20 protein-coding genes and 1 pseudogene are annotated in these 23710 nt (G+C 64.3%); 11 read left to right on the forward strand and 10 right to left on the reverse strand.

The features are described from left to right. The first annotated feature begins 30 nt into the window (after nucleotides 1-30). The 3 genes from C8K18_RS21920 to C8K18_RS21930 all read left to right on the forward strand — a co-directional run bounded on the left by C8K18_RS21920 (nucleotide 31) and on the right by C8K18_RS21930 (nucleotide 3488). On the forward strand, nucleotides 31-2241 hold the full coding sequence (locus tag C8K18_RS21920; protein WP_107709778.1) for a VTT domain-containing protein: 2211 nt from the start codon (nucleotides 31-33) through the stop codon (nucleotides 2239-2241). Further along, the gene (locus C8K18_RS21925; RefSeq protein ID WP_006047096.1) at nucleotides 2238-3014 is read left to right on the forward strand and encodes an endonuclease/exonuclease/phosphatase family protein; all 777 of its coding nucleotides are present in this window, start codon (nucleotides 2238-2240) and stop codon (nucleotides 3012-3014) included. Before C8K18_RS21920 ends, C8K18_RS21925 begins: the two co-directional genes overlap by 4 nt. Before the next feature lie 153 nt (nucleotides 3015-3167). Next, nucleotides 3168-3488: a hypothetical protein gene (locus C8K18_RS21930; protein ID WP_006047095.1), complete on the forward strand. Its 321-nt coding sequence runs from the start codon at nucleotides 3168-3170 to the stop codon at nucleotides 3486-3488. Nucleotides 3489-3523: 35 nt separating this feature from the next. Here the strand turns inward: C8K18_RS21930 and C8K18_RS21935 are convergent, their stop codons facing one another. The 3 genes from C8K18_RS21935 to C8K18_RS21945 all read right to left on the reverse strand — a co-directional run bounded on the left by C8K18_RS21935 (nucleotide 3524) and on the right by C8K18_RS21945 (nucleotide 8704). Further along, the gene (locus C8K18_RS21935; protein WP_006047094.1) at nucleotides 3524-5506 is read right to left on the reverse strand and encodes a DNA-binding protein; all 1983 of its coding nucleotides are present in this window, start codon (nucleotides 5504-5506) and stop codon (nucleotides 3524-3526) included. A 148-nt stretch (nucleotides 5507-5654) separates the two neighbouring features. Next, nucleotides 5655-7001 carry a sorbosone dehydrogenase family protein gene (locus C8K18_RS21940; RefSeq protein WP_006047093.1) on the reverse strand — a complete coding sequence of 449 codons (1347 nt, stop codon included), beginning with the start codon at nucleotides 6999-7001 and terminating at the stop codon, nucleotides 5655-5657. A 38-nt stretch (nucleotides 7002-7039) separates the two neighbouring features. Then, nucleotides 7040-8704: an alpha-amylase family protein gene (locus C8K18_RS21945; protein WP_029970625.1), complete on the reverse strand. Its 1665-nt coding sequence runs from the start codon at nucleotides 8702-8704 to the stop codon at nucleotides 7040-7042. Between the two features lie 48 nt (nucleotides 8705-8752). Here C8K18_RS21945 and C8K18_RS21950 point away from each other — a divergent pair, with 48 nt between their 5' ends. Next, entirely contained in the window at nucleotides 8753-10327 is a 1575-nt protein-coding gene (locus C8K18_RS21950) for an alpha-amylase family glycosyl hydrolase (RefSeq protein ID WP_006047091.1), read from the forward strand. A gap of 3 nt (nucleotides 10328-10330) precedes the next feature. On the opposite strand, the gene C8K18_RS21955 is transcribed toward C8K18_RS21950, so the two are convergent. Together C8K18_RS21955 and C8K18_RS21960 are read right to left on the reverse strand one after the other, a co-directional pair. Next, nucleotides 10331-12088, reverse strand: coding sequence for an ATP-binding protein (locus tag C8K18_RS21955; protein ID WP_006047090.1), 1758 nt, complete (start codon nucleotides 12086-12088; stop codon nucleotides 10331-10333). Between the two features lie 49 nt (nucleotides 12089-12137). Beyond that, nucleotides 12138-13280, reverse strand: coding sequence for a substrate-binding domain-containing protein (locus tag C8K18_RS21960; RefSeq protein WP_006047089.1), 1143 nt, complete (start codon nucleotides 13278-13280; stop codon nucleotides 12138-12140). Between the two features lie 301 nt (nucleotides 13281-13581). Here C8K18_RS21960 and C8K18_RS21965 point away from each other — a divergent pair, with 301 nt between their 5' ends. The 4 genes from C8K18_RS21965 to C8K18_RS21980 all read left to right on the forward strand — a co-directional run bounded on the left by C8K18_RS21965 (nucleotide 13582) and on the right by C8K18_RS21980 (nucleotide 17455). Then, the gene (locus C8K18_RS21965) at nucleotides 13582-14997 is read left to right on the forward strand and encodes an ATP-binding protein (RefSeq protein WP_006047088.1); all 1416 of its coding nucleotides are present in this window, start codon (nucleotides 13582-13584) and stop codon (nucleotides 14995-14997) included. A 9-nt stretch (nucleotides 14998-15006) separates the two neighbouring features. Next, nucleotides 15007-15375 (forward strand): response regulator, encoded by a 369-nt coding sequence (locus tag C8K18_RS21970; protein WP_006047087.1) that lies wholly within the window; start codon nucleotides 15007-15009, stop codon nucleotides 15373-15375. Then, the gene (locus C8K18_RS21975; protein ID WP_006047086.1) at nucleotides 15368-15970 is read left to right on the forward strand and encodes a chemotaxis protein CheC; all 603 of its coding nucleotides are present in this window, start codon (nucleotides 15368-15370) and stop codon (nucleotides 15968-15970) included. The genes C8K18_RS21970 and C8K18_RS21975 overlap by 8 nt, the downstream gene beginning before the upstream one ends. Before the next feature lie 63 nt (nucleotides 15971-16033). Continuing rightward, nucleotides 16034-17455, forward strand: coding sequence for an HD domain-containing phosphohydrolase (locus C8K18_RS21980; protein WP_107709780.1), 1422 nt, complete (start codon nucleotides 16034-16036; stop codon nucleotides 17453-17455). Nucleotides 17456-17480: 25 nt separating this feature from the next. On the opposite strand, the gene C8K18_RS21985 is transcribed toward C8K18_RS21980, so the two are convergent. Together C8K18_RS21985 and C8K18_RS21990 are read right to left on the reverse strand one after the other, a co-directional pair. Further along, nucleotides 17481-17984 (reverse strand): hypothetical protein, encoded by a 504-nt coding sequence (locus C8K18_RS21985; RefSeq protein ID WP_107709782.1) that lies wholly within the window; start codon nucleotides 17982-17984, stop codon nucleotides 17481-17483. Then, the gene (locus C8K18_RS21990; protein WP_107709784.1) at nucleotides 17984-18292 is read right to left on the reverse strand and encodes a DUF6566 family protein; all 309 of its coding nucleotides are present in this window, start codon (nucleotides 18290-18292) and stop codon (nucleotides 17984-17986) included. The genes C8K18_RS21985 and C8K18_RS21990 overlap by 1 nt, the downstream gene beginning before the upstream one ends. A 116-nt stretch (nucleotides 18293-18408) precedes the next feature. On the opposite strand from C8K18_RS21990, the gene C8K18_RS21995 reads away from it, so the two are divergent. Then, on the forward strand, nucleotides 18409-19317 hold the full coding sequence (locus C8K18_RS21995; RefSeq protein WP_044020189.1) for a DUF72 domain-containing protein: 909 nt from the start codon (nucleotides 18409-18411) through the stop codon (nucleotides 19315-19317). 19 nt (nucleotides 19318-19336) lie between these two features. On the opposite strand, the gene C8K18_RS22000 is transcribed toward C8K18_RS21995, so the two are convergent. Next, nucleotides 19337-20011 (reverse strand): UdgX family uracil-DNA binding protein, encoded by a 675-nt coding sequence (locus tag C8K18_RS22000; RefSeq protein ID WP_107709786.1) that lies wholly within the window; start codon nucleotides 20009-20011, stop codon nucleotides 19337-19339. A 244-nt stretch (nucleotides 20012-20255) separates the two neighbouring features. Between C8K18_RS22000 and C8K18_RS33365 the strand changes: the two genes are divergently transcribed. Further along, nucleotides 20256-20426: a hypothetical protein gene (locus tag C8K18_RS33365; protein ID WP_165919844.1), complete on the forward strand. Its 171-nt coding sequence runs from the start codon at nucleotides 20256-20258 to the stop codon at nucleotides 20424-20426. An 89-nt stretch (nucleotides 20427-20515) separates the two neighbouring features. On the opposite strand, the gene C8K18_RS33770 is transcribed toward C8K18_RS33365, so the two are convergent. Continuing rightward, on the reverse strand, nucleotides 20516-20791 hold the full coding sequence (locus C8K18_RS33770) for a hypothetical protein (RefSeq protein ID WP_258196181.1): 276 nt from the start codon (nucleotides 20789-20791) through the stop codon (nucleotides 20516-20518). A 353-nt stretch (nucleotides 20792-21144) separates the two neighbouring features. Continuing rightward, nucleotides 21145-22145, reverse strand: a pseudogene (locus tag C8K18_RS22010) (DUF2515 family protein). 234 nt (nucleotides 22146-22379) lie between these two features. Here C8K18_RS22010 and C8K18_RS22015 point away from each other — a divergent pair. Beyond that, nucleotides 22380-23645 (forward strand): acyl-CoA dehydrogenase family protein, encoded by a 1266-nt coding sequence (locus C8K18_RS22015; RefSeq protein ID WP_107709790.1) that lies wholly within the window; start codon nucleotides 22380-22382, stop codon nucleotides 23643-23645. The last annotated feature ends 65 nt before the right edge of the window (nucleotides 23646-23710 follow it).

Raw genomic sequence — 23710 nt, forward strand, 5'->3', positions numbered from 1 at the left:
GCAGCACACAAACCCGCCGCACGCGCCGCCATGAGTGAACCCAACCCGATGCAATCCGAACTGCTCGACCCGCCGTCGCGCGATACCGCCGACGCGCCGCCCGCCGTCCCGAACGGCGCGGTGATGGACACCGGCTCCACCTGCGAATGGATTCTCCAGGCGCACCGCGCAAGCGTGCTGATCGACGCGGCTTCGTACTACGCGGTCCTGCGCAAGGTGATTCCGCGCGCGCGTCATTCGGTGTTCATCCTCGGCTGGGATATCGACAGCCGCATCGAGCTGGTTCCCGGCGGCGTCGACGACGGCTTTCCGCCGAAACTTTCCGAGTTCCTATGCGCGGTGCTCGACGCGAATCCGCAGTTGCGCATCTATCTGCTCGGCTGGGATTTCGCGATGCTGTATGCGTTCGAGCGCGAATGGCTGCCCTCGTACAAACCGGCGTGGCATGCGCACCGCCGCTTGTGGTTCCGGCTCGACGGCCGGCATCCGCTCGGTGCATCGCATCACCAGAAAATCGTCGTGATCGACGACAGCCTCGCGTTCACCGGCGGCATCGACCTCACCGGCTCGCGCTGGGATACGCCCGAGCATCGGCCCGACGATCCGCTGCGCAAGAATCTCGGCAAGACGAGCTACGAGCCGATGCACGACGCGCAACTGATGTTCGACGGCCCCGCGGCCGCCGCCATCGCGCATCTGGCCCGCGAGCGCTGGCGCCGCTCGCGCCGCAGCGGCAAGGCCGGCCGGCCGTTCAACGGCAAGTCGCCGCCGCGCACGGATTTGTGGCCGTCCGACATCGAGCCGGATTTCGCCGACGTCGATCTGGGCATCTCGCTCACGGAGCCGGCCTACGACGGCCGGCCCGCGATCCAGCAGGTGAAGGCGCTGCATCTGGCCGCCGTGGCCGCCGCGCGCCGCAACATCTATATCGAGAACCAGTACTTCACGGCGAATTCGGTCGGCTCGGCGCTGCAAAAGCGTATCGCGGAACCGGACGGCCCCGATCTCGCCGTCGTGTGTCCGTACCGGCAGAGCGGCTGGCTTCAGGAAGCGACGATGGGCGTGCTGCGCGCCCGTCTGCACAAGCTGCTGAAAACGGCGGACAGCAACGGCCGCTATGCGATGTACGCGCCCGCCGTCGATGCGCCGAACGGCCGCTTCATCAACGTGCACAGCAAGATCATGATCGTCGACGAGCGGCTGCTCGTGATCGGCAGCGCGAACCTCAACAATCGTTCGATGGTGCTCGACTCCGAGTGCTGCATCGTGATCGACGCCCGCGACAATCCCGAGCGGCAAGCGGCGATCGCGCGGATTCGCAACCGCCTGCTCGCCGAACATCTCGATTCGAGCGAAGCCGACGTGGACGAGGCGCTCGCGCGGCATGGCCGGCTCAACGCGGCGATCGCGAGCATCAAGAGCAACAGCGATTCGGTGCGCACGCTCGAACCGTTGACGCCGGAAGTGCCGCCCGAACTGCGCGACATCGCGGATGGCGTTCACGTGCTCGACCCCGAAGCGCCGATCGCCGCCAATGAACTGCTCGCGCAGTTCCTGCCGGAGCCGACACATCGTCCGGTGATTGCGAAGTTGCTGGTGCTCGGCGCGCTGGCGCTCGGCGTCGTCGCGCTCACTGTCGTCTGGCGCTTCACGCCGTTCGGTCACGAACTCAGCTTCGCGAAGCTCACCTCGGAGACGCAACGGCTCGCGGCCACGCACTTCGGCCCGATTGCGGTGGTGGCGATGTACGTGGTGGCCGCGCTGCTTTCGGTGCCGGTGACGTTGCTGATCGCCGTGACGGGCCTCGTGTTCGGCGCGATAGCGGGCGCCGCCTATGCGCTCACGGGGACGCTGATCGCCGCGGCGGCGGGCTGGGCGGTGGGCGCCTGGCTCGGCCGCGACGCCGTGCGCGAACTGGCCGGCGCGCGCCTGAATCAGCTCAGCGAACGCTTGCGCAGCAAGGGACTCGTCGCGGTGATCCTGTTGCGGCTCGTGCCGGTCGCGCCGTTTTCGATCGTCAATCTCGCGGCGGGCGCATCGCATATCCGCTTCTGGGATTTCATGGCGGGCACCGCGATCGGCATGGCGCCGGGCGTCTTGCTGGCGACGTCGTTTGCTCGCCAACTCGTCACGGCGGTCAGGCATCCGACGCCGCTTTCGTTGCTGCTGGTGGCCGCGATCGGCGTGGCGCTGGTGTCCATGTCGCTCGTCTTGCGGCGCATGCTGATGAGGCGGCAATGAGTGGCCGCGCCAACGAAACCGTGACCCTCGAAGAAGCGCAGCCCGTGCCGCGCGTGCGTACAGCGTCTGCTCATACACGCGACGCGGGGGAGCCGCTGCGCATCGTCACATACAACATTCACGGCGCGGTGGGCACGGACGGCAAACGCTCGGCGGCGCGCATCGCCGAAGTGATCGCGGCCTTGAACGCCGACGTGGTCGCGTTGCAGGAAGTGCCGCTCGGCGGCGCGGCGAGCATCGACGTGCTGCGCGAATTGCAGGACCTGACCGGCATGCACGCGGTGCCCGGCCCGACGCTCGACGGACCCGACCGGCGCTTCGGCAACGCGGTGCTGACCAATCTGCCGGTGCTCGCGGTGCGCACGCTGGACCTGTCGTTCGGCAGCCGCGAAGCGCGCGGCGCGCTCGATGTCGACATCGACACCGGTAATGGCTTGATGCGGATCGTCGCGACGCATCTCGGCCTGTCGGCGCGCGAACGACGTGCCCAGGTGCGGCTGTTGCTCGAAGCGTTCGATACGCCCGATCTTCCCGTGATCCTGCTCGGCGATCTGAACGAATGGTTCGTGTGGGGATGGCCGCTGCGGGCGCTGCTCACGCGCTTTGGCCGGGTCGCCGCGCCGCGCACGTTTCCGTCGCGCTTTCCGGCGTTTGCGCTCGACCGCGTGTGGGTGCATCCGGCCGCGCGTCTCGTCGATATCGAGGTGGATAGAAGCAGGCCGGCGCGTATTGCGTCGGATCATCTGCCGCTGGTCGCGCGGGTGTTGCGCTGAATTGAATGCTTGTGGCGAACGGCGGGTTGTTGTCGTTGTTGCGAGGGCTTGATGGAACGGCGCGTGCTGCGTTTGCCGTAGACATTGCGATTGGTGTCGTTCGCTATGGACTGGCACCGCCCTCAGCTTGCAATCTCAGCCAGGAGATCCCTCATGACCGAGCAGCCCGACCGTTCTTCCACTTCGCGTTCTTCCAGTCCGAACAACGAGCCTGTCGCGCCGCCCTCGCCGTCCACGCCTTCACGCGAGGGCATGTCTGGGCCGGGGCCGGCTCAGCCGCAGCCGATTCCGTCGCCCGCGCCCGGCACGCCGCGCACGCCGGGCGGCAATCAGCTCGACGCCATCGACGAAGCCGACGCCGACAAGGTCGTGCCGAAGGACCCCAAAGAGACGCAACTGCGCGACACGATCTCGCCGCCGGGCGCGGGCAGCCATAGCGTCGACGACGACGGCTCGCCGCCCAAGCCGTTATAAGTCGGCGCGAGCGGCGCGGTCAGTCCGTCAGTCGATCAAGCCTCGATCTTCGACATGACCGCCGTTGCCGGATCGTAGCGATAGCCCTTCTGCTCAAGACGTTCGGCGAGCGTCGCGCTGATGAATTTCTGCTGCGCGTCGCGTGAAATCAGATCGTGGTCCGGCTTCAGCCGCTCGAGTTCCGATGACAACCTGCGCAAGAGCGCGACTTCGGCGGCGCTGCGGGCGTCGAGGAACGTCACTTTCTGATTGGTCGCGCTCAGGCGCTGCTTGAGTTCCTTGGCATGCGCGATCCACTGCTCGGCGAGCGTGCGCAGTTCGGCGTAGGCCTTTTCGTGAGCCTTCGCCTGACTCGTCATCTGACGGCGCAGCGACGCGATCTCGTCGGCCATTACGGCTTCTTTCGACTCATCGTCGGCGGACAGTCCTTCCGGCGACGTGCCCTGCTGCTGCGCGTGCGCCGTTTCGAGTTCGGCAAGCTGACGCTCCAGTTCCGCGACGCGCTGTTCGGCCGCCTGCGCGCGGCTCGTTGCCGCCGACGCATCCTGGGCGAGCCGGGTCGTTTCAGCCGTCGCCGCCGCGTTGGCCTCGCTCATCGCCGCAAGCTGATCGCGCGCGGCGGCGAGTTCGTGCTGCACGCGCTCGACCTCGGCGCGCTGAGCCGCGGCTTCGTCGCCGTGAGCCGCGTGCGCGTCGCGCTCTGCCGCGAGTTCGGCGCGCGCCTGGTCAAGCTCGGTCTGCAGCGCGGCGAGTTGCGCGAGGCTTTCGCTGGCTTGCAACGCGGCGTCCTGTGCACGCGATGACGCCGCGTTCGATTCGTCCGCCCATCGTTGGACTTCTCTCGCGTGGGCCTCGCCGGCTTCGCCCAACGCGGCCGCTTTCTCGTGCGCGGCGTCGCGCTCGGCGATCAGCCGCGCGATTTCTTCGTCCCTGGCGACGGTCGCGGCGTTCAACGCTTCGCGTGCGCCGCGCTCTTCGGTCAGCGACGTTTCAGCGGCTTCGAGGCGGGCTTGCATAGCCGACGCGTGTTGCTCGGCTTCGGCAAGGCGAGCTTCCGCCGTCGATGCGCGTTCCTCGGCGTGAGCCACGCGGCCTTCGGCGTCTCGTACGCGCTCGTCGGTCTCGGTCGCGCGAGCTTCGGCGGCCGATGCGCGTTCTTCGGTTTGCGCGACGCGAGCTTCAGCAGTGGATGCGCGCTCGTCAGCTTCGGCGATCCGCGCTTCAGCGGCCAACGCCCGCTCCTCGGTTTGCGTGACGCGCGCTTCTGCGGCGAATGCGCGCTCGTCAGCCTCCGCGATCCGCGCTTCAGCGGCCAACGCCCGCTCTTCCGTTTGCACGACGCGCGCTTCGGCCGCCGATGCCCGCTCGTCAGCCTCCGCAATACGCGCCTCCGCAGCCAACGCCCGCTCCTCCGCCTCCCCGACACGCGCCTCGCTGGCGGCCTCGCGTTCCTCCGTCTGCGCAACGCGCGCCTCCGCCGCCGCGGCGCGGTCCTCGAGTTCAGCGACGCGATCCTCCGCGGTCTTTGCACGGTCCCGCAGCGCCGACAGTTCGGTCGCGAGGCGATTCACGGCCTCTTCGGAAATGCTCAGCGCGTTCGTGAGCGTCGCGACGCGTTCGCGCGCGAGTTCGGCCTCGGCGAGCGTGTTCTGATACTCGGCGAGCGCCTCGTCACGCTCGGCGGCGAGCGCCTCCGCGTGGCCGCCCGCCAGCGCGAGCCGCTGATTGACGACCCGCTCGGCTTCCTCGCGCGCGCTCGCCCACAGATTGCCGGCGGCGCTCAGCATGGTTTGCGCGACGTCGTCCGGCAAGCCGGTCATGACCGACGCCGGCGCCTCCGCCGACGCAGGCTGGCGCGCTTGCCGCCAACGCTCGACGGCCGCCGACACGGCGACGATCGAACCGCAGCGCAGTTCGCCCCAGATTGCCAGCGCGGACACCTTCTTGCCTTCGCCGGCCATGCGGTCCGCGATTTGAGCCACCCGTTCGTCGGTGACGATGTCTGTTTCCATGGACATGAACGCCTCGAAAATCAAAGTAAGCAGGCGGGGATGGAGCGTTCCGCGCCGTCGTGAGTGGCAGGTATTTTACCGGGCAATGCGGCAATGCCGCGAGGCCGCGGCGGCCTGATCCGCGCGCGCGCCGCGGCTCGAACAGGCCGCATCGTCACTTGCCGCTATACACCACCTTCCAGACCACGTTGCCGACATCGTCGGCGACATACAACGCGCCGGCCTTATCGACGGCGACGCCGACGGGCCGCCCGAGCGCGTGGCCATCGGCGCTGAGAAAGCCGCTCAGGAAAGTCTCCGGCATGCCCGCCGGCCGCCCGTGCTCGAACGGCACGAAAACGACCTTGTAGCCGCTGTATTCCTTGCGATTCCACGAGCCGTGCTGGCCGACGAAAGCGCCGCCCCAGTAATGCTGCGGAAAGCTCCTGCCGGTATAGAACGCAAGTCCGAGCGATGCCGTGTGATTGCCGAGCGCATAGTCCGGCGTGAGCGCGCTCGCCACCTTGTCGGGCCGCTGCTCCTTCACGCGCGTATCGACGTGCTGGCCGTAATAGCTGTAGGGGAAGCCGTAAAAGCCGCCGTCCTTCACCGCGGTCATGTAGTCGGGCACGAGGTTATCGCCCAATTCGTCGCGTTCGTTGACGGCGGCCCACAACGCGCCGCTCTCCGGCTGCCAGTCCATCCCGTTCGGATTGCGCAGCCCCGCTGCGAACACGCGGGAGCGCCCCGTCGCGGGCGTGAATTCGAGGATCATCGCGTGCCCCTCTTCGGCCTCGATGCCGTTTTCCCCGACGTTGCTGTTCGAGCCGACCGTCACATAGAGACGCTGCCCGTCGCGGCTCGCCACCACATTCTTGGTCCAGTGATGATTGATCGGCCCGGCCGGCAGATCGGCCACCTTCTCGCCGGGTGTTGTGATCTGCGTATCGCCCGCGCGATACGGAAAGCGCAGCAGCGCGTCGGTGTCCGCGACATACAGCGAGTCGCCGACGAGCGCCATGCCGAACGGCGAATGAAGCCCCGAGATCAGCACGCTGCGGCTTTGCGCGGTGCCGCCCTGGCCGCGCAGCAGCACGATCCGGTCGGGACTCGGCACGCCCGCGCCCGCGCGCTTCATCACGAACTTCATTACCTGCTTGCGAACCCAGCCGACAATGCCGCCGTGCTCGTCGTGCTGCGCGGGCGCATTGCTCTCGGCGACCAGCAGATCGCCGTCAGGCAGCGGATACACCCAGCGCGGATGCTCGAGCCCGCTCGCGAAGGCCGTCACCGTGAAGCCCGGCGGCGCGATGGGGATGCTCTGGCTCGAGCGCGTTTGCACGGGCGCGATGTTGATGGTCGGCAGCAGCGAGGTTTGCGGCGACGGCAGTTCGGGACGCGGTCCCAAACCCGTGTCGCCGATGTCCTCCGTCGTCGACGCGCAGGCGGCCAGACTCAGCGCGAGCATCGCGGCGACTGCGCCGAGGCGCGCTTCGGCCCATCGCGTGTGAAGCTTGTTCATTACATTCGCCTCGCAGGTTGCGGATTTTATGCGCGTGCCTAGACCTCGCCGCGCCGTAGCAGATAATCGAGCCCGCCGACCCGAAACCATCGATAGCCATACGGCTCGAGCACGACCGCATGACGGCCGTCGTCCTTCTCCTCGCTGTGATCGTCCGAGAGCAGGTTGATGAGCCGGTTCTGTTCCGGCTCCTTGCAGCCCGAGCGGAATTTCACCGTGCATGCCTGCGCGCCGAAGTTATGCAGGCATATCACCGAGTTGTTGCGCCAGTCGTAGCGAAGCGCGAGCACATCGTTGCGCGAGGTGCGCAGCACGGCGAAGTCGCCCCAACTGATTTCCGGCACTTCGCGGCGCATGCGGATCATGCGTTCCATCCAGTTCAGCAGCGAATTCGGATCGCGCCGCTGCGTCGCGACATTGATGCGCTCGAACCCGTAAGCGCCGCCCGTGATCACGCGGCACGGCGGCTTCGGGTGCTTGGTGAAGCCGCCTTCCGGTTCCGTCGACCATTGCATCGGCGTGCGCGCGCATTCGCGCTCGGGCAGGCGCAGGTCGTCGCCCATGCCGATTTCATCGCCGTAACGGAACACCGGCGTGCCGGGTAACGTCAGCATCAGACTGTAGGCGAGTTCGAGCCGGCGCCGGTCGCCCGCGAGCATCGGCGCAAGCCGGCGGCGAATGCCGCGCTCATAGAGCTGCATGTCGGGCTCGGGCGCGAACGCGGCAAACACGGCGTCGCGCTGCTCGGGCGTGAGGCGGCCAAGATCGAGCTCGTCGTGATTGCGCAGAAACACGCCCCATTGCGCGGTCGACGGACGCGGCCGCGTGGCCGTCAGCGCTTTTTTCAGCGGCGCGGTATCGCCGGTTGCCAGCGTGTAGAACGTGTGCTGATTGAGCTGGAAATTGAACATCATCTGCAGACGCTCGCCCTGATCGCCGAAATATTCGAGGTCGGTATTGGGCAGCACGTTGGCCTCGGCGAGAATGATCGCGTCGCCCTGACGCCATTGCAGGAACTCGCGAAACGCGCGCAGCATGTCGTATTGCTCGACGGGCTTCTTGACCTTCGGGCCTTTCGTCGCGATCACGAAAGGCACCGCGTCCATGCGAAAGCCCGACACGCCGAGCTGGATCCAGAAGCCCATGATCTTCAGCAATTCCGCGCGCACGTACGGGTTCGCCGTGTTGAGGTCCGGCTGAAAGTCGTAGAAGCGATGGAAATACCAGCGCTTCGCCTGCTTGTCGAACGACCATGTGGACTTCTGCACGCCGGGAAATACCACGCCGTCTTTGGCGTTCGGCGGCTGCCTGTCGGACCAGACATACCAGTCGCGATACTGCGACTCAGGATCGCTGCGTGCTTCCCTGAACCACGGGTGCTGATCGGACGTGTGATTAATGACCAGGTCGATCATCACGCGCAAGCCGCGCTCGCGGCACGCATGCGTGAACTCGGAGAAGTCGCCGAGCGTGCCGTATTTCGGATCGACGTTGTAGTAGTCGCAGATGTCGTAGCCGTTATCGCGCCCCGGCGAAGGCTGGAAAGGCATCAGCCACACCGTCGTCACGCCGAGCCCCTGCAGGTAGTCGAGGCGGCGCAGAAGGCCCTTGAAGTCGCCGACACCGTCGCCGTTCGCGTCCATGAACGTGCCTACCGAGAGGCAATACACAATCGCGTTCTTGTACCAAAGGTCATTGAGCATGCAACCTGCGCCTTGCGCCATAACAATCGATCGTTGAGAGGACTTGCAATGTCGGAACTGGCATGGTGGCAACGCGGCGTGATCTATCAGATCTATCCGCGCTCGTTTCAGGACAGCAACGGCGACGGCATCGGCGATCTCGCGGGCATGAGCTCGCGTCTGCCGTATCTCGCCGAACTGGGCGTCGATGCAGTGTGGGTGTCTCCGATCTACCCATCGCCCATGGCCGACTTCGGTTACGACGTCGCGGACTACTGCAACATCGACCCGATGTTCGGCACTCTGGCCGACTTCAAGCAATTCGCGGACCGCGCCCACGGACTCGGCATGAAGGTGCTGCTCGACTTCGTGCCGAATCATTCGTCGGACCGGCATCCGTGGTTCGAGGAAAGCCGCTCGTCGCGCGACAATCCGAAGCGCGACTGGTATCTGTGGCGCGATCCGGCGCCCGGCGGCGGGCCGCCTAACAACTGGCAGAGCCGCATGGGCGGGTCCGCGTGGGAATGGGACGAGCGTACCGGCCAGTACTACTATCACGCGTTCCTGCGCGAACAGCCGGATCTGAACTGGCGCAACCCGCAGGTGCGCCGCGCGATGGACGACGTGCTGCGGTTCTGGCTGGATCACGGCGTCGACGGCTTTCGTGTCGACGTGCTGTGGCTTCTCATCAAGGACGCGCAGTTCCGCGACAATCCGCCGAACCCCGCCTATGAGCCGGGTCAGCCCGACCATCACCGGCAATTGCACACGTACACCGAAGACCAGCCCGAAGTGCACGACATCGTGCGCTCGATGCGCGCCACGCTCGCCGAATACGGCCAGCGTGTGCTGATCGGCGAGATCTATTTGCCGGTTCCGCAACTCATCCGCTATTACGGCGCGAACGGCGACGGCGCGGACATGCCGTTCAATTTCCAGTTGCTCAACGCAACATGGCATGCCGGCGAAATCGCACGCATGATCCGCGATTACGACACCGCGCTGCCCGAACACGCATGGCCGAACTGGGTGCTCGGCAATCACGACAATCCGCGCGTCGCTTCGCGCGTGGGCCTCGCGCAGGCACGCGTGGCCGCGGTGCTGCTGCTGACGCTGCGCGGCACGCCGACGCTGTATTACGGCGATGAAATCGGTATGACGGATGGCGTGATTCCGCCGGATCAGGTGCAAGACCCCGCTGAAATCCGCCAGCCTGGCATCGGCCAGGGACGCGATCCCGAGCGCACGCCGATGCAATGGGACACGTCGCTGCCGAACGCCGGTTTTACAACCGGCAGGTCATGGTTACCGGTCGCGAGCGAGACGAGCGTGCATATCCAGAACGGCGATCCGTCGAGCATGTTGTCGCTTTATCGCCGGCTGCTTAAATTGCGGCGCAACAATGCGGCGCTCGTGCAAGGCGCGATTGAACACGTCGCGGCTTATGGCGATGTGCTGACATACGAGCGGCATCACCGCGGCCAGCGTTTGTTCATTGCGCTGAACATGGGTGCAGCGGATGCCGAAGTCGAATCGCGTGAGGGCGTGGTGCTGCTCTCCACATTTGCGGGCCGCGACGGCCAGCCGCTCCGGCAAGGCGCGAATCGTCTTGCTGCGGGCGAGGCGCTGATTGCGTCGGTGTAATAGTTATTCTGCGCTTGCGGCCAGCGCTTCTTCGGGACTCTTCGGCAGCACCACTCTGAAGGTCGAGCCGTGCCCAACTTCGGAGCGCACCTCGATGCGCCCGCCCTGCTTCCTGACGATGCCATACGAAATCGACAAGCCGAGCCCCGTGCCTGTGCCGACCGGTTTGGTTGTAAAAAACGGATCGAAGATGCGGTCGCGATGTTCCGGCTTGATGCCCTGTCCGCTGTCTTCCACTTCGATCCATACGCTCGTTTCGTCGTGACCTGTGCGCACGACGATGTGCCCATGCCCTTCGATGGATTGCGCCGCGTTCATCAGCAGATTCATGAATACCTGGTTGAGTTGCGACGGAATGCATTCGAGCTCGGGAATCGCGCCGAACTCGCGCTTTAACTCAGCCTTGTACTTCAGCTCATTCCAGACGATGTTGATCGTCGTGTCGAGATTGCTCTCGAGATTGGCCCACTGCTTCTCGGCCTTGTCGACATGCGAAAAGTCCTTCAAGCCCTGCACGATGCGCTTGACTCGCTGCAAGCCTTCCACGGATTCGGAGAGCAGCGTCGGAATATCGCTGCGCAGATAGTCGATGTCGATCTCGCGCTTCAGTTCGATGAGCGCGGCCCGCGACTCCGCAATCAGCTCGGCCTCGCTGCGCTCATAAGCGGCGAGCGCGGTCAACAAGTCCGCCATATAGCGTTGCAGCGTGCCGAGGTTGGCATTCACAAAGCCAACCGGATTGTTGATCTCATGCGCAACGCCCGCGGCAAGCTGACCAATCGACGCGAGCTTTTCCGACTGCAACAACTGGCTATGCGCTTGCGCAAGCTCGTTGATGAGCGCTTCCTGACGCGCCTTTTCTTCACGCAGCGCGGCGTACGCATGCGCAAGCTGGCGCCGGTCGTCCTGGAACTGTTCGACCGCGCGCGCCATTTCGCCGATTTCGTCGCGGCCCTTCACCATGCGCGAGACGTGCTGCTCATCGGCAGGGTCGCCGCTGCGCAGATTGCTGCTGACCACTTCGAGCCGCGCGAGCACATGCTTGCCGAGAAACGCATGCGCGACGAGCCACGCAAACAGCAGGCTCACGGCAACGAGGCCGGTAATCCAGCGCTCGTGTCGCGCGGACGTTGCCGCGAGCCGCTGCACGGCCTGCTGAAACTCCTGCGTGCATCGGTCGGATTGAAGCTGCGCCGAGGCGACCATTGCGCTCGCTTGCTGACGCAGGCCGTCGCTGAATCGATCGCGCGAGGCGAGGGTTTGCGAATCGGCTCGCGCAGCCGTGCTGTTTTGATCCGCCATGTTAGGTGCATGCGCAATCGCCGCGCTCAACTCGCTCTCGCGCAACTGCGCGACGATGTTCACCGTGTTGCGAAACAACTGGCTCGCCTGATGAAGGTCGAGCACGCTGACGTCGTCGTCATTGGCGGCGGCGAGCCGGTCCGACAGGCGGTCGAATAGTTGCAGTTGCCTGATGATGTCCGCGTAGCTCGCACGCATTGCATCGAGCGAACCGGTGCTCGCGAGCCGCGCCGATTCGCGCTCGATCAGCAACGTGTGCTGCACCAGCGTGTCGGCGGCCTGCATGCGCGTGAGTTCGCCGGTGGCGAGCAGGCGCGTCTCGTTGGTCGCCACGCGCAGCGTGTAGACGGCGGTCAGGCCGCTCGTCGCGATCAGCAGCGTGAGCACGACCGTCGCCAGCGTGAACTGCCGGCGCAATGAGCGCGGCAACAGCTTCAGGCGTCTCGCCGCTAGTCGCATGAACTGCGCTCCGGGTGCGTTGTTTTGTTCATCGGCGCGTTCATCGCCTTTATCGCTTCCAGATGCCGCGATACAGGTTGCGATAGCCGTTGCCAGGATCGAACTGCCCTTGCAATCCGCCATCGAACGCGATGTTTGCGGCCGTCACCAGATGCACCGGCGACACATAACCTGTGACCGGCTGATGCGCGAGCAGCCGATTCAATTCGTCGACGAGTTGCCAGCCTTGAAAGTTGAGCGGCTCCGCGACCGTGCCGGTCTGGAACGTGCCGGCCTGAATGCGCAGGAAAGCGGCCGCGCTGCCGTCGCCCGCGGACAGCATGCTCAGGCCGCGGCCCATGTTGCCCGCGCGCGTGAGCGCGGGCGCCGCGTAGTCGAAGTAGATGTCGTTGATCGACAGCGCGTAGTTCCAGCTCTTGCCGTATTGCGCGAGCAGTTCGTCGGTGACCGCGGGCATCTGCTCGGCGCTTTTTGAAATCGCCACGTCGCGCACGGCAAGCAGCCGGCAATCGCGGCATGCACGAATCACGTCGAGCATGGCATCCGTCTTGGCTCTTGCGATCTGGAAATTGCCGTCGGTAAACACCACGACGCCCGCGCGCGCGCCTGACTGAATCACCGCGGCCATCGCCGTGAGGCGCGCGACGTCGAGCGGATTGGTCGACACGTTCATCGCGACCGGACTGTTCGTCATTGCGCCTGCAATTGGCCCGACATGCCAGCCGACGAGCGGAATGCGGCGCGCCGCGAACGGCTGTAAGTCCTGCTTCATCTCGCCCGCGTCGACGCCGACGAGGATCGCGCCGTCCGGCTGCAATGCGAGCGCCGCGGCAACGGCCTTGCTGCGGCCTTCAGCGGTTCCGTGCGCATCGTAGACACGCGTATTCCAACCGATCGCGTTGGCGGCTTCCTTGATGCCTTTCGCGACGCCCAGCACGCCGCCGTTACGCAGATCCTCGCTGATGATCGCGATGCTCGCGCCCGCCACCGCCGACGGCCCGGACTTCGGGCCGCTCCAATGCGACGCCGGTTCGCTCGCGCTATCCACGGCGCGCTGCATCGCGGCGAGGTCGAGCGCGGTGTCGGCTGTCGCGCGATGAGCGGGCTGCGGCGCGCTCTGTCCGCATACGGGACGCATGCACAGGCCGCAGAGCACGAGCAACGCGGCCGTGAGCCCAAGGCGTGAACGCATGAATTCTCCCGATATGCCGAACGATGCGTCATCGCCGCGCGCTCTCCCCAATGCGGAGCGTGCGAGGCGAGACATTCCTCTTGCTCGTGTTAACGGCGGATTCGCGGCCTGCTTGATACGCCATGCATTACGGGAAACCCTTGCATTGCGGTTGGTGTTGCCGTTGCGCTTTTGCGCCACGTGGCATGCGCTTTGGCCCAGGGTAAATACCGCTCCGCGCCCGCCCCTTACTTTCCGTTAATTCATTCATGGCGGCGAAGAGAGCGCCGCATGCTTTGTCTTTTCACGGGCCATTTCTTCGGTGAAAACCAGTCTGTCGGAAGCTATTGTCGAGCGCGTGAACTGCGGCGTCTTCACCGTCGATCGCGAGTTACGTATCCTGACGTGGAATCGCTTCATGCAATCGCATAGCGGGCGTTCGGCCGAATCGGTAGTCGGCCAGAATCTGCTCGACGTGTTTCCCGAACTGCCGCGGCAATGGCTGAGCAGAAAGATCGAAGGCGTGTTCGTGCTGGGCACGCCGGCTTATTCGTCGTGGGAACATCGGCCGTATCTGTTTCGCTTCGAGCATTCGCGTCCGATCACGGGCACGATCGACGCGATGCGCCAGAACTGCAACTTCATTCCGATCGAGAACAGCCGCGGCGAAGTGGTCGCGGTCGGCGTCGCGATCGTCGATACGACCGACGTGTGCATTGCGTACGGCGAGCTTCAGGATCGCGAGAAGGCGGTCACGAACGCGCTGGCCGAGCTGACCGTGCGCAACCAGCAGCTTACTTCGCTCAACGATGCGCTCGCCCATGCGCATCAGCAATTGCTGCAATCGGAGAAGCTGGCCGCGATCGGCCAACTCGCGGCGGGCGTCGCGCATGAGATCAACAATCCGGTCGGCTTCGTGCTGTCGAACCTGAACACACTCGACGGCTACGTGAAGACGCTGATCCGTTATGCAGCCGACGTTCAACGCATGGTGAGCGAAGCCGCGCCCGCACTGAAGCATGACATCGAGGCGCTCGCGGAACAGGCGGACCTCGACTATCTGCTCGGCGACGCACCGACGCTCGTGCACGAATCGAAGGAAGGACTCGCGCGCGTGCGCACCATTGTGGTCGATCTGCGCGACTTCTCGCGTGTGGACAGCACGCAGGTATGGGAACTCGCGGACATTCATCGCTGCATCGAGTCGACGCTGAACATCGTCCATAACGAAGTGAAGTACTGCGCGCATCTCGTGCGCGAATATGCGGAGATTCCATTCGTGCGCTGCATTCCGTCGCAGATCAGCCAGGTCGTGCTCAACCTGGTCGTGAACGCGGCGCAGGCTTACGGCGGCAATCACGAGCAGCACGGCGCGCCGCGCGGCACCATCACCGTGCGCACCGGCATGGATGCGGCCGACCCGTCGCGCGTGTGGTTCGAAGTCGCCGACATGGGCTGCGGCATCCCGCCTGAACTGTTGAAGCGCATTTTCGATCCGTTCTTTACGACGAAACCCGTGGGCCAGGGGACCGGCCTCGGTTTGTCGGTGACCTATGGAATCGTCAACGCGCATCGCGGCACGATCTCCGTGGCGAGCACCATCGGCGAAGGCACCACCTTCCGCGTCACGCTGCCCGTCGACGGAGCGCAGCCTGAAGACAGCAACACCGAAGCGCTCGCGCAAAGCGGTTCGCTCGATGCAATCGCGTTGCCGGCGCAGTCGCCGGCAGCCACATGAGGTAGACCTATGCCATTGCCTGTACTCGTTGTCGACGATTCGACACTCGCCCGCAAACTATTGATCCGCTCGCTGCCCGAGGAGTGGGACATCGAGATCACCCAGGCGTCGGACGGCGCGGCCGCGCTCGAGCTGTATCGCGCCGGCAAGGGCGCCGTGATGTTTCTCGATCTGACGATGCCCGTCATGAACGGCTTTCAGGTGCTCGAAGCGATCCAACACGAGGGCCTCGATACGTTTGTGATCGTCGTGTCGGCGGACGTGCAGTGCGGCGCCGTCGAGCGCGCGAAGTCGCTCGGCGCGATCGGCTTCATTTCCAAGCCGGTATCGCCCGAAGCGATCCGGCCGATTCTCGCGGAGTACGGTCTCCATGAATGAACAGTTTCTGAACGAAGACCAGCGCGACGCGTTGCAGGAGATCTGCAACGTCGGCATGGGCAAGGCCGCCGCCGCACTGGCCAAACTGCTGGGCGCTTTCGTCACGCTGTCGGTGCCGAATATCCGCGTCGTCGGCGTCGAGCAATTGCGCGTCGCGCTCGGCGCACAGGACGACAGCGAATTGCGGCCGGTGCGCCAGGCGTTTCAATCCGACATATCCGGCGAGGCGATCGTGCTGGTCGGCAAGGACGGCCAGCGCGAACTGCAACAACTGATGGGTCATGACGTCGGCGAGCCCGACACCGAAGTCGAAGTGTTGTGCGACATCACGAACCTGCTGGTCGGCGCCTGCGTGCAAAGCGTGTTCGAGCAGTTGGGGCGGCACATCTGCTTCTCGCAGCCGACGCTGTTGCCTTGTGCGACGAAGACGCAGGACGGACTGCTGCCCGGCGGACGCTGGGACGTCGCGCTGCTGCTCGAGATTCACTTCACGCTCGAGCAAGGCGGCTTCGGCGCGCGCATGGTGCTGTTGCTGCCCGATGCGGCGATCCGCGGAATGAAGGAAGCGCTCGACCACTTTCTGGAAGCGCTGTAATGCGGGCCGATGCAAAGCGCGCTGTAAAACGCGCTGTTATTTGCGCTAACCACGAGGTTAATCATGGCTGAGCTTCAGGCAACCGGCAATTCCATCGAGCCCGCTCGCGATGAACCGGCGCAGCAAACACCGCTCGCTTCTTTCGATGCCGTTGCGGATGCAGCGCCCGCGACAGTCCCCACGCTGCTGCTCGTCGACGATGAGCCCGGCGTGATCTCGTCGCTCAAACGCCTGCTGCGCCCGCTGAAGTACGAGGTGCTGAGCGCGAACAGCGGCGCGGAAGCGCTCACGCTGCTCGAATCGGCGCGCGTCGACGTGATCATTTCCGACATGCGCATGCCGAACATGGACGGCGCGGAGTTTCTGTCGCGCTCGCGCAGCATGGCGCCCGACGCGATCCGCATTCTGCTCACCGGCTATTCCGAAGTCGATGCGGTCGTGCGCGCGGTCAACGAAGGCCACGTCTATCACTATCTGCACAAGCCGTGGGACGACCAGGATCTGCTGCTCACGATCCAGCGCGCGCTCGAACAGCTCGCGCTGCAACGCAAGACCGAACGGCTCGCCGCGCTGTTGCAGGAACAGAACGAGAAGCTCTCGTCGTTCAACATGGAACTCGAGCGCGAGGTCGATGCACGCACCGAGGAAATACGTCAGACCGTGATGTTTCTCGAAGGCGCGCAACAAGACCTCAAAAGCAACTTCCTGACGATGGTGAAGGTCTGCGCGAACATGGTCGAAATGCGCTGCGGGTTGCCCGGCCATTCGGCGCGAATCGGCGAGACGGCAAGACAGCTCGGCGCCGCGCTCGGCCTGAGCGACTACGCGTGCAACGAATTGCTGATGGCGGGCTTGCTGCATGGCATCGGCAAACTGTTTCTGCCCGATGCGCTGCTGAAGACGCCTATCGCGAAGCTGCAGCCGCAGGAAGCGAAGCTCTATCAGCTTCATCCGTTGCATGGGCAGATGGCGCTCACGCCGGTCTCGCAACTAAGCGGCGTGCAGGCGATGATTCGCCATCAGTATGAACGTTACGACGGACGCGGCACGCCGGATGGCCTGCTCGGCGGCCTGATTCCGCTCGGCGCTCGCGTGCTTGCGCTGGCGCGCGATGCGGAAGATTTGCGCATCGGCGTGATTGCACCGCAAAAGATGAACGACGCGCAGATCATCTCGACCGTGCGCGCGCAAAGCGGCATTCGTTACGATCCGGCGATTGCGGAGAAGTACATCGAGTTGCTGATGAAGCACGCGGAATTGACGCCGGAAGGCGTGCCCGACCGCGTCGACGCATCGCATCTGAAAGAAGGCATGAAACTCGCCGACGATCTGCGCACGTCGCGCGGCACGCTGCTGATGACCAAAGGCAAGGTGCTGTCCGCCGAGCAGGTCACTCAGATTCGCCGCTATGAAATCCACGAGGGCGAGCCGTTCGTGATTCTGGTCGAACGGGCGGCGGAGGTGCGGAAGGCGGAAGTGGCTTGAGCGGGCCGGATGAGGTCACGTCAGCTCATTCGTTGCTGTTGCTGTTGCCATTGCCGTTGCCCCGGCACAGCGCGGCGGCCGCGAAACCTGCTGCGAGCGCCGCATACACGTAGAACATCGAGCGCTTCGTCAGATGCGCTTCGAAGCCGGGCGTGAGACGGCGCGGCACCATGTGATAGTCGACGGTATAAGCGACGGCCGCCGTGGTCACCGCACTCGCCGCGATGTCCGCGACACCGGCGCGGCGTTTTACATGGCACTGCCAGCGGTCCAGTAATCCTTCGAACAGCACGCCCCAAAAAATCGCCGACGCCTGATGGATCGCGAGACCCGTCAGCGTGAAGCGCGCGCTCGGACCCGTTTCGCTGAACGCGCGGCGCGGCCACAAGCAATGCGTGACGGCGTTGAGCGGCGCGTACGGCGTGCTGCCGTCGGCGCGCGCTCGCGCGGCGGCGGCGACGGCTGCGGCGCTGCCCGCTGCGGTGCCGGACACCGTCGCGCGGCACACGAGATTGGCGAGACGGTTCATCAGTTGCCTCCCGATCCGTGCGCTGAATCTTCGAGACCGTGACCGGCCTTGCTTCGCTCGACCAGATAGCAGCCGCGTTCGACGCCATCGCGTAACGCCTCCGCATGCGTCGTCCATTCGGGTGTGACCGGTTCGACGTCGGGCAGCGCGAACGGCTTGCCGTCCACGGACGCGTCGATCCGCGCGACCCACGCGCCCCGATCGTTCTGCTTCGCACTGACGACGATATCCACGCCGCGATGCGTCACGCGCATCGTGCCGTCGCTTTGCGTCTCGAGGTCCGTGCTGCGGAAATCCGTGCCTGCCATGCGTGCCTCCAATGCATCGTCCGATACGCGGATGGAGCAACGTGCGTGCCCTGCGATGGCACAACCCTTGCTGCGCCCCAAGGTCAGAGACAGACGTCAGACATTTGGGCATCGACGTGAAAAGCACATCAGGCGAGATTCACATCGGCATTTCAGGCTGGCGCTACAAAGGGTGGCGCGGGACGTTCTATCCGAAAGGCCTGAAGCAGGACAGCGAGTTGCAGTACGCATCGGGCCTCATGCAGACGATCGAAATCAACGGCACGCACTACAGCCTGCAATCGCTCGACAGTTGGCTGCACTGGTACGCCGAAACGCCGCCCGGTTTTGTTTTCAGCGTGAAAGGCGCGCGCTATCTGACGCACCTTCTGCGCTTTCGCGACGAGACGGCCACCGTCGCGTGCGCGAATTTTTTTGCGCAGGGACTGCTCGCGCTGAAGGACAAGCTCGGGCCGATACTGTGGCAATTTCCACCGTCGTTGCGTTTCGATCCCGAGCACATGGAGCGCTTCCTGAGCCTGCTGCCGCGCGATACCGAAGCGGCGCTCGCGCTCGCGCAACAGCACGATCAGCGCGTGAAGACGCCGTATGTCGAGATCGACCGCAAACGCAAATTGCGTCACGCGATTGAAGTGCGTCATGACAGTTTCGTGGACCCCGCGTTCGTGAAGCTGCTGCGTCGTCACAAGGTCGCGCTCGTCGTGTCGGATTCGACTGAAGCATGGCCGCAGTTCGAGGATCTCAGCGCGGGCTTCGTCTACATCCGTCTGCACGGCACCGAGACCAAGTATTCGGGAGAGTACTCCGATGCGGCGCTCGAACGATGGGCGCGCAGAATCGAATCGTGGAGCCAGGGTTCGCAGCCCGCCGACGCGCGTCTCGCCGCGCCGGCCCTGCAGCCGCCTCGCGCGCAAACGCGCGACGTGTACTGCTATTTCGACAACGACGCCAAAACCAACGCGCCGTTCGATGCCCAACGATTGATGGAGCGCCTCGGGCTGCACGCGCAGCAAGCGGCGGCGTGAGAGCACGCCACGCCCGCTTCTATTTGCGCCGCTGCGCGAGTTTCTTCGCGTCCTGCAGCGCGGCGACGATCGCCGCATACGCGCGATGACGTGTCTCGGGATCGGGCGCACGCAAGGCGAACGAAGGATGATACGTCGCGACCACGAGCCGGTCGCCGTGTTCGATGACCTTGCCGATTGAATCCTGCAAGCGCGACTTCGGATCTTCGAGCACGGCCTTCAGCGCGGTCGCGCCCAAGGCGACGATCACGTGAGCGCCGACGCTCTCGAGTTCCTGATCGAGCCAGTAGCGGCACGCGTCCACCTCGCGTTGCCCCGGCGTCTTATGCATGCGGCGCTTGCCGCGCGGCGTCCATTTGAAATGCTTGACCGCGTTGGTCACATAGACTTCCTTGCGACCGACGCCGGCTTCGACAAGCGCGTCGTCGAGCAACGCGCCGGCTGGGCCGACAAACGGCAAGCCTTGCAGATCTTCCTTGTCGCCCGGCTGCTCGCCGACCATCATGATCGGCGCACGGCGTGGACCGGCGCCCGGCACGCCTTGGGTCGCGTTGGCCCAGAGCGGACAGCGGCGGCAATCGTCGAGTGTCGCGGGATGCTGGTCGGGATCGACCTCGGGCGCGGCGGGCTCTTCGCCTTCCGTGGATGATGGGCGCTTGGGTGTGCGCTTCGGTGTGCGCTTCGTGGTAACCATAGTTCGTCGCGTTGCGCTGCTCGCTTCGCGTTTTTGCATGGGCGGATATGCACGCGAAGCAAGCAAGCCGCGTTCCGACGATTGGCCACGCACTGCATCATGAAGCCAGGCGCGCAATGTGCTTGGGAATAAGCCTGCCGATGGCCCTTGCGTTAGCGGCATCATAGGCAACCATCGGAGCGCACGGTAAATTTTTCACGGCAGGCAACCGGCGCCATGAGCCGACAACAGAAGGAGAAAAACGATGACCCTGCTTATCTACCTGGTCGGATGGATCATTTTCATCGGCGGCGTCGCGTGGGGATTGATGGCGCTGCACGTCGCGCAGCACATCATCGCGATCGTGGCCGTGATTCTGTTCGGCATCGCGGTCATCACCGGCGCGACGAGAGCGCGCAATCGGGATCGGTCGTAGCGTAATGTTCGCCCGCGCGCGCGGGCGAACCGCCGTGTGTTGGGCGCTTCAGAAAAATGCCGGCGAAATCCGCTCGCCAGCCTATCCGTTCAATTGTCGCCGGCGTTATCTTCGAGCAACGGAAAACTAAGGTCGAGGGTAATCAGGTAGCGCTCCTCGTTTGGTCGGTCGTCCGTCCGGAAGCATCGGATATTGAGGGAAACCTGATACTTGTTGTCGGCCTGCCATCGTGTCGTTGGCGCGTTGCACGCCCGAATTGCATCGCGCGCCGTCTGCGTGTCTTCGATCGGGCGATTCGTCGACGAGTGAAACGGTTTCCATCCCCCTCGCCTGAACTGGTTCTGTAAGTCCGTGAGGATAGCCATCGATTCGTCAAGCGGTAGTGTTTCGACTTGCGGCGAAAGACTCACTGACCATACATTGCCATGTTTGTCATACCCCACGTTAAGGAATTTCGCCGGGGGCGTCGTAAAGCCAAATCGCGAGTCTGCAAACCTGAACTTTGCAGGACGGAGCACGTAGCCTCCCCAAGCTGCATTTGGCTGGACAGGCGGAAGCGTGGACCGCGATTGCGTGCGGACCTGTTCGTAAGGTTGGCCAAGCGTAAGAACGACTTCATCAACCGGCCGTGCCATTGCGAGCAATCCCCATACGGCAACGCAGCCCGCCACGATGCAAGCGAGATAGCCGGACCACCTGATTTTTCGACTCAGCATGCTTACCTTGGATGCGCAATGAGAAAAAGTGAGCTCTCAACGTCGTATTTCTGAAGTGGATCACGTAGTAGCTGGTCGAAACGCTCGGCTGCACGCAGGACAAACGCCATGCGTTGCGCGCCGTCCGCCAGATTTGCAAGCGGTTCCTTGCTGAAACGTTCGTTTCTGGCGTTGGCCCCCGTCACCGTACATTCGTTCGCGAAGGCAAGCTGTATTTCCCGCGCCGATCCGGTCGGGATATGCAGCGCCCACGCGAATTGATTGGCGCGCATCAGCAGCGCGAATGCCGGATCGTTGTACATGGCCGGTTGCAGGATATTGAGTTGTTCGTGTTGCGCAAGCTGTTCAACGGCGGTCGAAATATCGCCGCTATCAATCGCGGAAAAGGCGCGCAAAACTTCTGGTTTGGTTTCGGCGAAAAGGACACGATCCGCGATCGGCCACACGACCGCCCCGCGTAATGCCTGTCGCTCTTGCAGGCATCTTTTGAACCGCTGTAGCCCAAACTTCTTGTAGAACATGTGCAGCGGCCACACGTCGAGGAACAGCGACGTATTGCCCTTTGCCAGCATCTGATAGACCTTGCCAGCGCCTTCTGCGGTCGCAGCGCCCGCAGCGGACTGTGCCCCGTAGCCCATCATCCATGCAGCAGGGCCAACACTCGTTACCTTGCGCAAATTGGCAGCACTGCCCGAAGCCGATTTGACGATCATGTCGGCCGCGTTCAGTAGCCCGCAGCCTACCTGCTTCGATGCGAAGGCCGCGAGTCCCGCCCACTGAAAGCGATGATCGTCCAGCCACAATTGCGCATAGGCCGCGTTGATGCGCCGGTTGCGCGCAATCGGATCGTCAACGGCTACGATGGCCTCGGCCTGCTTCTGATAGAACCGCCAGCAGTCGATGCAGTCGTGCCAGTTGTCTTCGGCCCGTTTGCTTCTTCAGCTTCTTCCTCTTTCCAGTTCGGGTAACAAACCGGACACCTTGGGTTGTCGCACTTCTGCATGAAATCTGCTCGTTGTTATTGGACCAGTACCGTTCCTGGTCCGGCGTAAACCTAGCAGATCGCGCAACATCCATGTTTTTGGGATATTCGCCGCGTTTTCGGGCAAAAGCGATGCATGCACAAAATCCATTCCTCTCTCCCTGCTAAGAATCGGCGAAATCCTTCGTTGCTCCGCGCGCGCCGTATGTCTTACCGTTGCCGGATTGCGCATTGCGCGTCCCATACGGAGAACCCATGTCCGCGCCCTCTTCACACGACAACCCGCCGCATGCGGCCGACCTTGCCGATGCCGCGCAGCTTTTCGACGACAACGCGCTGACGCGCCGCTTCGCGCCCGTGTTCGCGCGCATCGCAGAAGGCGCGGTGCATCGCGAACGGCATCGCGAGCTTGCCTACGAACCCGTCGAATGGTTGCGCGAAGCCGGCTATACGAAGCTGCGCGTACCGACGCAATACGGCGGCGAAGGGGTGTCGCTGAGCGAGTTCCTTGGCCTCGTCACGCGCCTCGGCGAAGCGGATTCGAACCTGCCGCAAATCCTGCGCGTGCATGGCGGCTTTATCGAATCACTGCTGGAATATGGCGACGACGCGTTGCGCGACCGCTGGCTCACACGCGTCGCGCAAGGGCAGATCATCGGCGGCGCCGTGGCCGAACGCACCGCCGTCACCAACAACAGCCTGCGTCTCACGCAGACCGACGGCGCGTGGCATCTCGACGGAGAGAAGTACTACACCACCGGCACGCTCTACGCGGACTGGGTCGACGTCACCGCGCACGACGGCGAAAGCGACCTGCGCGTGCTCGTCAAAACCGACACGCCGGGTCTCGAACGTATCGACGATTGGGACGGTTTCGGCCAGCGCCTGACGGGCAGCGGCACCACGCGCTTTAACCATGTGCCCATCTCGCGCGAGAACGTGTACCGGCGCTATGACGCGTCGGCGCCGCGCCGCAACAGCGTACTCACGTCGTACTATCAGGCGCTGCACATCGCGAATCTCGCAGGCATTAGCCGTGCCGCGCTACGCGACGCCGTCGCCTTCGCGCAGGCAAAGACGCGAACCTTCGGAATCCCAGGCGAATCGAGTCCGCGCGACAATCCGCTCGTGCAACGCGTCGTGGGCCGGCTCGCGAGCCTCGCCTATTCGACGCAAAGCATCAGTGCATCGCTCGCAAGGGCCATCGACGAAGTACTGATCGCACGGCACGAAGGCCGCACGACCGAAGAGACCTATTTCCGGCTCGACATCCAGACCTTCCAGGCGCAGCAGATCGCCATCGAGCAAACGTTGCAGGCCGCGACGCTGCTGTTCGAAGTGGGCGGCGCATCGGCGACGAGCGAAACGCGGCGCTTCGACCGCTACTGGCGCAATGCGCGCGTGCTCGCGTCGCACAATCCGGCGATCATCCGCGAGGCCGCCATCGGCGACTTCTATCTGAATGGCAGGCCGCACAACGAGCGCTTCGGCATAGCGCGGCCGGCCGCGCAGGCGGCGTGACACGCGCGGCTCCAGGCCGCGCCTTCATGTGGCACAGTAACGTCATCGGTGCACGCGCGCGGAGC

Origin of the sequence: Paraburkholderia sp. GV068 (assembly GCF_003058125.1) — a bacterium.
GTDB lineage: Bacteria > Pseudomonadota > Gammaproteobacteria > Burkholderiales > Burkholderiaceae > Paraburkholderia > Paraburkholderia graminis.